2 protein-coding genes are annotated in these 3,753 nt (G+C 75.0%); both read right to left on the bottom strand.

Going from position 1 to position 3,753, the window contains the following annotated elements:
• On the bottom strand, positions 1–949 hold a 949-nt coding region (locus tag D7223_RS32295), incomplete at its 3' end, for a beta-ketoacyl synthase N-terminal-like domain-containing protein (protein ID WP_192902355.1).
• A gap of 52 nt (positions 950–1,001) precedes the next feature.
• The coding region (locus D7223_RS32300; protein WP_120733488.1) for a type I polyketide synthase at positions 1,002–3,753 on the bottom strand (2,752 nt) is incomplete at its 5' end.

Raw genomic sequence — 3,753 nt, forward strand, 5'->3', positions numbered from 1 at the left:
GTTGGGCGGGTCCGTTCGGGGCGGTCAGGCCGTTGGAGGCGCCGTCCTGGTTGACCGCGCTGCCGCGGATCACGGCGAGGATGGGGTGTCCGGCGGCCTGCGCCACCGAGAGCCGTTCGAGCAGCAGCAGACCGGCGCCCTCGGCCATCGCGGTCCCGTCGGCGGCTTCGGCGAACGCCTTGATCCGCCCGTCCTCGGCGAGCCCGCGCTGGCGGGAGAACTCGACGAAGACGCCCGGTGTGGCCATGACCGTTACGCCGCCGGCCAGGGCCAGGTCGCACTCGCCGTTGCGGATCGCCTGCGCGGCCAGGTGCACCGCCACCAGCGACGACGAGCAGGCCGTGTCGACCGTGATCGCCGGGCCCTCGAAGCCGAACGTGTACGCCACCCGGCCGGTCAGCACACTCGCCGACACGCCCGTGCCGAGGTAGCCCTCGACGCTTTCCGGCGGCGCTCCGCCACGTACGAGATAGTCCTGGCCGTTGGTGCCGACGAAGACGCCGGTGCGACCGCCGCGCAGCGAACGCGGATCGAGCTGCGCCCGCTCCAGCGTCTCCCAGGACAGCTCGAGCAGCAGCCGCTGCTGCGGGTCCATCGCGATGGCCTCGCGCGGGCTGATCCCGAAGAACTCCGCGTCGAAGCCGGACACGTCATCGAGGAAACCGCCGTGCCGGGTGTACGTGCGGCCGGCCGCATCCGGGTCGGGGTCGTAGAGCGACCCGAGATCCCAGCCCCGGTCGTCCGGGAACGCGCGGATCGCGTCCCGGCCCTCGGCGAGAAGCTGCCACAGCTGTTCCGGGGTGGCCACCCCGCCCGGGAAGCGGCACGCGACGGCGGTGATGACGATCGGGTCGTGGTCGCGTTCGGTGAGGTCGCGCAAGTGCTGTTTGGTCTGGAGCAGCTCGGCGGTCGCCCGCTTGAGGTACTCCCGCAACTTGTCCTCGGTCATGCGCTCACCTTCTGGTCCGGCGGAAGCGGCGGCTGGTTCTGCGGCACGGCGCTCAGGGGGCATCAAGTTCCTTGTCGAGCACCTCGAAGAGGAGCTCGTCGCTGGCCGTGGCGAGATCGTCGGCCGGGGTGCCGTTCCCGGCCGGCGGCCCTTCGACCCGGCGCAGCAGCGTCCGCAGGCGCGCCTCGACGGCGGCCCGATCACCGTTCAAGGCGGCCGCGTCCTGCAGGGCCAGCTCCAGCCGCTCCAGCTCGGCCAGCACCGACGGCTGATCGGGTGGCGGCGCAAGCCGGGTGAGGAGCGCGTCGCTCAGCTCCTCGACGGTCGGGTGGTCGAACACGACGGTCGGCGGCAGGCGCAGCCCGGTCGCCGAGGACAGCCGGTTGCGCAGTTCGACCACGGTGACGGACTCGAAACCCAGATCCTTGAACGCCCGCTCCGGGTCGACGTCGTCGGCCGACGTGTGCCCGAGCACTGCGGCCACGTGTGAGCGAACCAGCCCGAACACCGCCGTACGGCGATCCGCCTCGGCCAGCTCGGCGAACCGGCCGGTCCACGACGTGGCGGCGGCCGCCCGGGTGGCCGGCGCGCGCACCAGACCCCGCAGCAGCGTGGGCAGCGAACCGGCGGCAGCGTGCTCCTGCAGCCGCCGCCGGTCGAGCTCGGTCGGCGCGACAGCGGGCAGGCCCTGGCGCACGGTGAGGTCGAGCATCTCCAGGGCCCGGCCGGAACGCAGCGGCGATACCCCGGACTCGGTCATCCGCACCCGGTCGCTCTGGCTGAGCTGCTCGCTGAGGCCGGCCTCGTCCTCCCACAGGCCCCAGGCCAGCGCGGTCGCGGGCAACCCGGTGGTGTGCCGGTGCAGCGCCACCGCGTCGAGGAAGGCGTTACCGGCGGCGTAGTTGGCCTGGCCCGGGTTGCCCAGCACCCCGGAGAGCGAGGAGAACAGCACGAAGGAGCGCAGCTCGAGCGGCGCGGTCAGTTCGTGCAGATGCCAGGCGGCGTCCACCTTGGTCCGCAGCACCGTGTCCAGCCGCTGCGGGTCGAGCGACGTGATCAGGCCGCCGTCGGTGGTGGCCGCGGCGTGGAAGACGGCGGTGAGCGGATGGTCGCCGGGAATCTCGGCGAGCATCGCGGCCACCGCGTTCCGGTTGGTGACGTCACAGGCGGAGATCGTCACCGTCGCGCCCAGTTCCTGGAGGCCGGCCGCCAGCCCGGTGGCGCCGGGCGTGCCGGGGCCGCGCCGGCTGACCAGCCGGAGATGCCGGGCGCCGTGCTCGGTGACCAGATGCGCGGCGAGGCGCCGGCCCAGCCCGCCCGTGGCGCCGGTAATCAAAACCGTGCCGTCCGGGTCGAGCATCCCGCCGAGCTCGGCCGGCCGGGTGAGGCGCGACCGGTCGACGGGGGCGAGCCGGGGCACCAGCAGCCGCCCGCCGCGGACGGCGAGTTGCGGCTCGCCGGCGGCGAGCGCGGCGGCGACCGTGCGGGCCGACAGCGGATTCTCGTCGAGGTCGAGCAGGACGAGCCGGTCCGGGTATTCGACCTGGGCGGTGCGAATCAGGCCCCAGACCGGCGCCGCGGCCACGTCGGCCGGGGTGTCGTCGCGGTCCGGGCGCACCGCGCCACGGGTCACCACGACGAGCCGGTCGCCGGTCGGCCGGTCCTCGGCCAGCCAGCCCTGCACGGCGGTCATCACCCGGCCGGTCAGCGCCCGGGCGGCGGCAGGGACTGCGGTGTCGTCGTCCGCGCCGGCGCCGGCGCTGACGAAGCCGACGGCGTCACCGTCGGCCCAGCCCGCGCTGCGCAGGGCGGCGGCCAGGCCCAGCGGGTCCGGGCCGATGATCCGGGCGGTCGCCGGGGTGGCGTCCCGGGCGGCCGGGATCTCTGGCCAGGCGACGTGGAACAGGGGCACCGGCGCGGCCGCCTGCCGCCACTCACGCGGTGTCCGGCGCAGCGTCACGGCGTCGGCGGTCAGCCGGTCGCCCTCCGCCCGGGTGAGGGTCAGCGCGACCGTGCCGGCGGGGTGCGCACGGGCGTGCACCTGCACGACACCGGCAGCATCGATGCGGCCGCGGACGCCGCGCCACTCGACGGGCACGAGATCGGCGGGGTCGGCGGGGTCGGCGGTCAGGGCGGCCAGCCGGAGGGCGGCGTCCAGCAGCTCCGGGTCGAGCAGGACGCCGCCGGTCGAGCCGGCCGGAACGATCTCGCCGTACACGTCGGTGTCGTGACGCCAGGCGGCCCGGATCGTGGGGTCGCCCAGGGCGGACACGTCCACCGGGCCGGCGCTGGCCGGTCGAGCGGCAGTGGCATCGGCGGTGGTTGCGGTGCCGAAGGCGGCGAGCCGGCCGGCGGCGTGCGCGGTCCATTCCGCGTCCCGGTCCGGCTGGGAGCGGATGGTGAACTCGCGCGTGCCGTCGCCGTCCGGTGCGCCCGCCCACACCTGGAGCTGCGCCGGGCCGGCCGGGAGCGGCGCGGTGATCGTCAGCGTGGCCACTTCGGCCGCGCCCACTGTCTGTGCCGCGAAGACGGCGAGATCCACCAGCGCGCTTTCCGGGTGGGCGGTGCCGTCCAGCTGTCCGGTGAGGACGTGAGCGTCGTGCGGGAGGACGGCGTGCCGGGTGAGTACGGGATGGGTGGTGTCCGGCGCGCCGGAGGCGGCGGCCGGCGGCGCGGCGAGCCAGTAGGGCTGGTGGTGGAACGGGTATGCGGGTAGCGGTTCGATCTCGGCGGTGCTCGGCCGCCAGGTGGTGGGCAGGCCGTGGGTGTGGGCGTGCGCGAGTGCCTGGCTGAGGTCGTGGTCG

It is taken from the genome of Micromonospora endolithica (assembly GCF_003626595.1).
GTDB classification, from domain to species: domain Bacteria; phylum Actinomycetota; class Actinomycetes; order Mycobacteriales; family Micromonosporaceae; genus Micromonospora; species Micromonospora endolithica.